Source organism: Clostridium thailandense (genome assembly GCF_019207025.1).
In the GTDB taxonomy this organism is placed as follows: domain Bacteria; phylum Bacillota; class Clostridia; order Clostridiales; family Clostridiaceae; genus Clostridium_AM; species Clostridium_AM thailandense.
This window is the reverse complement of sequence record NZ_JAEEGC010000025.1, coordinates 62058-69555: the sequence shown is the minus strand read 5'-3', so window position 1 is coordinate 69555 and position 7498 is coordinate 62058. Positions and strand designations below refer to the sequence as shown.

Here is a 7498-nt window from a genome sequence, read left to right as displayed (position 1 = left end):
ACTCGCTGTGCTCAAACATTCAAATCTTCTAAGCTTTTTCAAAAATATGAGCTAAGACTTATAGCAAAAGTATTTAAATGTGTCTTCCAGAATGTAAATATATCCCTGCGTATAAGTTAAGTGTCTGTTGTGGGTATCAATATAGTTTAGTTCCCTGTGAACTTTATTTTATAATTCCATAAAGCATTTTTACTGCTACCGCTAAAGCCATAGTAACAAAAATAGGTTTCATTAGCTTAGCACCCTTATCTAAAGCTACTTTTGTACCAAACTTAGCTCCTAATATCATAAATATTGCCACAGGTATTCCTAATTTGTAATCAATTTGACCTCTTAGGGCAAACATCAATAATGATGCTATATTGCTTATAAAATTTAAAACTTTTCCGTTTCCACCAGCTCTGACAAAATCAAATTTAAATATTTTTATAAGACCAAATATTAAAAAAGACCCTACTCCTGGACCAAAAAAACCATCATAAAACCCCATAGAAAATGCTAGTAGTATTCCTGAAAATTTACTTTTGTTGGTTAACCCTTCAAAATTATCTTTTAATCCAGTGGTTTTAGAAAAGAGACTGTAAATACCAACGAATAATAAAAGTACAAGAACTATTGTATTAGTATAGCTTGCGCTTATACTTAAAACGGTATTTACTCCTAAAACAGCTCCTACGAGAGTAAATGGTCCTAAAATTTTTAGAATGTCAAAGTCCACTTTTCCGGATTTTGCAAATTTAACTGAGCTTGTAAAAGATGCACAAGAAGAAGAAAACTTATTTGTCCCTAAGGATAAGTGTGGAGGAACGCCAGCCAACAAGTATGCTGGAACACTTATAATACCTCCGCCTCCTGCTATAGAATCCACAAATGCAGCGAAAAAACCAGCTGTACATAAAAATATTAAATTGCCAAACATAATATCACCTATAGTTTTTAGTACTGTCGATTTTGACAGTATTTAGCCTTTCAGGTATCATTATATCAAAGAAGGAAGTATATATATAATATTTAATATGTATAACAACTATATGATAAACATATAGATATTATTGATGGAAGGGGTTATTATGGATATTAGACAGTTAAAATATTTTATTGCAATTGTAGAAGCAGGAAACATAACAAAGGCAGCTCAGCAACTGCATATGGCGCAACCGCCTCTTAGTCAGCAACTGAAACTTTTAGAAGATGAATTGGAGGTTAAGTTGTTAGAAAGAGGAAGTCGAAAAATTCAACTTACAGATGCTGGAAAAATATTAAAACATCGAGCAGAACAAATATTAGAGTTGGTAGAATCCACAACTAAGGAATTAAAGGATTTTAACAGAGGACTTCAAGGAATGTTATCTTTAGGCACTGTGCCGTCTTCAGGCTCTACACTTTTACCTGAAAGAATATATAATTTTCATGATAAGTATCCTAAAGTAAGCTTTCAAATATGGGAGGGAGATACCTATAGGATATTAGACTTATTAAACAATGGAGTTGTAGAGATAGGAATTGTAAGAACACCTATAAATTCAGAAAGCTTTGAGATTATATATTTACCTAATGAATCTATGGTTGCAGCAACTAAAGGAAATATGTATTGGGATGAGCAGCAAAGCTCAATAGAATTAACAGAACTAATAGATAAACCTCTTATAGTAGATCGTAGGTTTGAAAAAATGATAACAGATTCTTGTGAAAAGGCAAATTTTGAACCAAAAATAATCTGTAAAAGTGATGATGCAAGATCAATACTGTTATGGGCAAGTACTGGCATTGGGGTAGCTATTGTTCCTAAAGCAGCTATTGGACTTATACCAAGTACTAATTTAAAGTACAAAGAAATTAGCGAAAAATCTTTAGAAACTAAGACTGCTGTAATATGGGTAAAGAACAGATATTTATCTTCAACAGCAAGGCATTTTCTAGAATCTTTTTCAGAAGAAAGTTCTATATAGCATATTATGAATGAACTTAAAAAGATAAGCAACAGGGGTCAAAAATTGAACCCCTGGTTTATTAAATGATCTCACGGCTTTCACTAGGAATGCTCGTAGATGCACCTTTATAATCTTTGCATAATAGGGCTCTAATATAACCTTGATCTTTAGTGGTTGATTCAATATAAAATCCTCTACCATAATAAAATCTTACAAGGGGCAGCATTCTAGATGCGGTATGAAGATATAAATTAGTTACTCCTGAATCGATCATAGCGTTATCTACTGCATTGATTAGTACTTTTCCAACACCATTATTTTGATAATTTAAATCAACTCCAAATCTGCTTAAATAAGCAGTTTTGTCAGGTTTTATTTCTATTCTAACACTCCCAACTACTTCTTCATTTAAAAGGGCTACAAAAACTTCTTTTGTTTCTATGTCCTTTTTTATATCTTCAGTAGTTTCTTTTAAGGCGCTAATGGTTCCCTTAACACCTGCATCTTTAGAATAGATTTCAAAAACTGATTTTGTTATTTCATGTATTTTGGGTATATCTTCTTCTGTAGCTTTTTTAACCACAAAGACCGTTTTTTTCATCGATCTACCTCCGTTTCAAAAATTAAAATATATATTTTATTGGATATGAATAATTATACATAAAATATAATAAAAATTCAATAATAAATATAAAAAATACACCACTTTTTTCTCAAATATCATAAAGTGATGTATTTTTATTAGTTTAATTTGAAAATTTTTATTGATTCATGAAGTGAAGAGGCCGTTTTCTCTAATTCTTCTGCGAGAGCGGATACTTCCTCCATAGCTGCATTCTGTTCTTCGGTTATAGCCGAAACATGCTGAGAAGATGCTGAAAGAGATTTCGATACCTTTGTTGCATCTTCCATAAGTGTAAGAAGATTATCTCTACTTACAACAACATTATCAAGGCTATAGGAAGTAGTTATAATGTTATTTACCACATATTGGATTTTTGAAGAAATTTCGTTAAAGGTCTCTTGAGTGTGCGTTGCAACATCATTTTGATTTTTAGCTATAAGTTCTGCTTGATGTAATGCTTCTTTTGCTTTGTTAATATCCTTTTGGACGTTAGATATAATTTCTTTAACACTATTACTTGAGACAGCGGTATCTTCAGATAACTTTCTAACCTGGTCAGCAACTACAGAAAATCCTCTTCCTGCTTCACCAGCTCTTGCAGCTTCTATAGCAGCGTTTAAAGCTAGTAAGTTGGTTTGTTCTGAAATTGAAGTTATAGTATCTGCTATATTACCTATTATATTTGCTTTTTCGCTTAGGGAGTTTACAGTCAATACTATATTGTTTATTGATTTATTATTTTCAATGGTAGCATTTTCTAAAGCGTGAATAACAGTAACTCCTTTATTACTGACAGCATGGATATCTTCAGCAGAGTTTTTTCCTTCTTTTATATAATTTGTCATGATAGTAATTTCATCTGACAATTTTGTAGTTGTATCAAATCCTATGGCAGAGTTTGAAGTTTGTTTATCAGCAGCAGAAGCAACGTCAGATATATTTAATGTGACTTGTTCAATAGATTTCGAGGTTGCATCAGTATTAGTAGCTAAAGTCTTCGCCGAATCGGCTACAAGATTTGATGTATTATTTATATTGTTAATGAGTTCTCTAATTTGTGATATCATGCAATTAAAGTTGTGGCTTAAGGTACCAATTTCATTTTTACTTTTATATTCAGAGTGAACTGTTAAATCTCCATCAGAAGCTCTTTTCATTAAAGAAACTAAATCAAGAATAGGTTGTGTAAATTTCTTGGATAACCAATATATTAGTATAGAAATTAGTAATAATAGCCCTAGTGATATAAAGATATTTTTTATTTGAGTAGATTTTATTACTGACATAGCAGCAGCTTTATCTTCAACTGTTATTACTGCCCAACTTTGCGATTCACCAGGAAGTCTTATTGGAGTATAAGCGCTTAACACTCTATTTTTATCATTGTCCTCGTATTCGGCTACACCAGATTCGCCTTTTAGAGCTTTATTTACAATTTCCTTAAGTGTTTGAGGGATAACTATATCTTTATCTTGGGTTTTTTGATTTCCTTTTTCATCTTTTAATACGTTGCCAGAGCTGTCTTTAACTAAAATCGTTTTCTTAAGTGTTTTATAATTATAAAGCTCTACAACTTGATTTTTGTCTGGATGGGCTATCACAACTCCTTCACTATCTAAAATAAAAGAGTAGCTATTTTTGTCCTTTGAGTACTTGTCCACAAGTTTTTGCAACTCATTTAGCTTAAGGTCAGCCCCAAATATTCCTAAAATATTAGAGTTTTTATCGAAAATTGGATGAAAAATTGAAGTAACAGCACTATTTCCGGAAACAGAGTAGTAGGATTTGCTGACAAAAGGTTTTTTATCTTTCATAATCTGAGTAAACCACCATCTATTAGCCCTATTACCTAATTCGCCAGAGGAGCGTGCAGTTTGTTTTCCATCAGTTTTTTGTATGTAAAGTAAATCAAAATAAGGATTATTAGATAAAGCAGCTGTAAGCATTTCCTTTTGATCCTCTGAATTGAAATCAATAGTTGTTTTATTCTGTGCCATTTCCTCTGTAAGCGTATAAGCCTTATCAATAAAATCCTTAACACCATCCGCTATCGTTGATGAGAGTCTTTTGTTGTTATTCACTACGCTAGAAGATATACTGTTAGAGAAATAGTAAGAGCAAACAACATTAGTGATTATAATCGGAAAAATTACTAATAATACTGCAGCTATAACTAATTGGTTTTTTATAGACTTCATATAAGTTACACCTTCTTTAAGTTTAATGTTTATAAAGATTATCATCCCACTATATTAAGCTATTTTATCATAATCAAGAGAAAGCTTCTAGTAGTATTAATGACAATATATTGTAAAATTAATTGAAATGTTTGTTATTACGACAACTGGTGTATTTAAATAGAAAATAGTAATGGAAAAGGTTGTTTTTTATAATTCTTGGCAACTTTAAATATTGATGATAGAATGATAGTTGTTATAGCTAATTGAAAATCGTTAGGTTTTATTAAATAGACTAATGGCTAAAGGATGTGATATTTAAATGGATTCTAGAAAGAGAAATATAATCATTGCAGTAATGGTAGCAATGTTTCTCGCGGCTGTTGAAGGAACAGTGGTGACGACAGCAGTGCCTACTATAGTTAAAGATTTGAGTGGTTTTGAATTAATAAGCTGGGTTTTTTCTTTATACCTGCTTACTTCTGCTATTTCGACGCCTATATATGGAAAGCTATCAGATTTATATGGAAGAAAAAATATTCTTTCTATTGGAATAATTATATTTTTAATAGGAAGTGCACTTTGTGGCATGTCAAGAAATATGTATCAGCTTGTAGTTTTTCGTGCGCTTCAAGGACTAGGGGCAGGTTCTATATTTACTGTTACCTATACCATAATTGGTGATGTATTTGCAATTTCAGAAAGAGCAAAGGTACAGGGATGGTTAAGCTCTGTATGGGGAATAGCAAGTCTAATAGGTCCTTTTTTTGGTGGTTTTTTGATAGATTATTTTTCGTGGCATTGGATATTTTTTATAAATGTGCCTTTTGGCATAGTGTCTATAGTACTTATACAAAGAAATCTTTCAGAAAGCTTTGAAAGAAAGAAACATAAGATTGATTATGCAGGAACAATAGCATTATCAGTAGCAATAATTTCTTTTTTATATGGTATATTAGCAGGAGGAGAGAGTCATAATATTTATTCATATACTACAGTAGCTTGTTTGATTATTTCAGTATTTTTTCTAATAGTATTTTATTTTGTAGAGAAAAAAGCGAGAGAGCCAATCATTCCTTTTGATATATTCACAAGGAATAATACTATTATAAATGTGATTAGCTTCTTAGCCTCTGCAGTTTTAATAGGCGCAGATGTATATATGCCTATATATATGCAAAATATTTTAGGATATGGTGCAACTATTTCAGGAGTAGCTATGGCACCTATGTCTGTTGCTTGGCTTATATCTTCTGTAGTTTTAGGAAAGGTTATACCTAAATACGGGGAAAAGGCGGTTGTAGCTTTATCTATAGCTATTATATCATTAAGCTGTTTACTTTTGCTTACATTAAAGATTAATTCCCCGTTGGCATTGCTTATAATATATATTTTTATTATGGGATTTGGCTTTGGTGGAAGTTTTACAACGTTGACAATAGTTGTACAATCTTCTGTAGACTACAGTAAAAGAGGAGCAGCAACAGCTTCTAATTCTCTCGTTCGTACATTAGGGCAGACTATAGGAGTAAGTATTTTCGGAAGTATGTTTAATTCAAGTATAGTTAAATATTTTAACAAGTTGGGGGAAAAAGGAATAGATCCAAGTAATTTATATTCAGCAGCAAGCTCAAAGTATGGGATATCTATTCATCATATAAAACAGTCGTTATATTCTGGAATTTATTCGGTTTTTATATTTCTAATTATACTTGCACTTATAAGTTTCATACTATCCTTTGCACTCGAAAATGGACTTAAGGATGAAATAGCTTAAAACTATAATTTAATTTATTAAAAACTATGCTTGACATAGTTTTTTATTTTACCAATTTAGAGTCGGTAGTCATTGTACAAAATAAGTTGTAATAATCTTTGATTATCGTTTATAATGAATGATAATGTCAATTTAATACACTTTAGGTATTTACATAAAGTTAATTGGGGCATGCAACAAATAGAATAAGGAGTGAAAAATATGAAATTTATAGTTTCAGGAAAAGTATTTGATGCATTAGAGGATGTTTGCTTTGGGGTTGTAGTAGCAAAGGGGGTAGACAATAGAGGCAATAATACAGCAGTCAAGGGGCTTCTAGAAACGAGTTTAAGCTATATTGAAAAAAAGTTTCAGGATAAGAAGGTAAAAGAGTGTGAAGAAATTCTTCCTTATAGAGAAGCTTTTAAGAGGATTGGAATTAATCCAAATCAAAATATGAGTTCAATAGAGGCAATGGCTTCTAGAATAGCAAAGAAAAAGGGGTTTCCCAATATAAATACTATAGTTGATCTTGGAAATGCTGTATCTCTAAAGTATTTGGTTCCATTAGGAGCACATGATATGGATAGTGCATCTAATGATATCTATGTTCGATTCTCTAATGAAGGTGATTTATTTATTCCTTTTGGAGAAACAGAAGCAGAAACTTTAAAAGAGGGTGAATTGATATACTCTGTTGGAGATAAAGTTAAGACAAGAAGGTGGATTTGGAGACAAAGTGAAGAAGGGAAAATAACTGAGGAGAGCAAAAATATATTTTTTCCTATAGATGGTTTTAAGGACAAAAACTATGATAATGTAATAGGTGCTAGAGATGAGCTTGCAAAACTATTAAAAGAGATTTTTAACTGTGAAGTAAGTGTTGGCTTTGTTGATAGAAAAAACAGAGAATTAGAGTTATAGTTTATTGTATACTTCCAATAGTTAGTATAAACTTTAATGAAAATCTTTAAAAAATTTATAAATTGGGGCTGTTGCACTATAAGTG

Annotated in this window: 6 protein-coding genes; 3 read left to right on the top strand and 3 right to left on the bottom strand. The window is 31.3% G+C overall.

What is annotated here, in order from left to right; all coding sequences use genetic code 11:
* Positions 1-163: 163 nt before the first annotated feature.
* A complete protein-coding gene (locus tag I6U48_RS06000; protein ID WP_218319504.1) occupies positions 164-919 on the bottom strand; it encodes a sulfite exporter TauE/SafE family protein in 756 nt (251 codons plus the stop codon).
* A gap of 151 nt (positions 920-1070) precedes the next feature.
* Here I6U48_RS06000 and I6U48_RS05995 point away from each other — a divergent pair, with 151 nt between their 5' ends.
* The gene (locus I6U48_RS05995) at positions 1071-1949 is read left to right on the top strand and encodes a LysR family transcriptional regulator (RefSeq protein WP_218319503.1); all 879 of its coding nucleotides are present in this window, start codon (positions 1071-1073) and stop codon (positions 1947-1949) included.
* Between the two features lie 61 nt (positions 1950-2010).
* Here I6U48_RS05995 and I6U48_RS05990 read toward each other — a convergent pair whose 3' ends face one another.
* Positions 2011-2532: a GNAT family N-acetyltransferase gene (locus tag I6U48_RS05990; protein ID WP_218319502.1), complete on the bottom strand. Its 522-nt coding sequence runs from the start codon at positions 2530-2532 to the stop codon at positions 2011-2013.
* A 140-nt stretch (positions 2533-2672) separates the two neighbouring features.
* Positions 2673-4754 carry a methyl-accepting chemotaxis protein gene (locus I6U48_RS05985; RefSeq protein WP_218319501.1) on the bottom strand — a complete coding sequence of 694 codons (2082 nt, stop codon included), beginning with the start codon at positions 4752-4754 and terminating at the stop codon, positions 2673-2675.
* A 301-nt stretch (positions 4755-5055) separates the two neighbouring features.
* Between I6U48_RS05985 and I6U48_RS05980 the strand changes: the two genes are divergently transcribed.
* Positions 5056-6510 (top strand): MDR family MFS transporter, encoded by a 1455-nt coding sequence (locus tag I6U48_RS05980; RefSeq protein WP_218319500.1) that lies wholly within the window; start codon positions 5056-5058, stop codon positions 6508-6510.
* A gap of 201 nt (positions 6511-6711) precedes the next feature.
* Positions 6712-7413 carry a B3/B4 domain-containing protein gene (locus I6U48_RS05975; protein WP_218319499.1) on the top strand — a complete coding sequence of 234 codons (702 nt, stop codon included), beginning with the start codon at positions 6712-6714 and terminating at the stop codon, positions 7411-7413.
* The last annotated feature ends 85 nt before the right edge of the window (positions 7414-7498 follow it).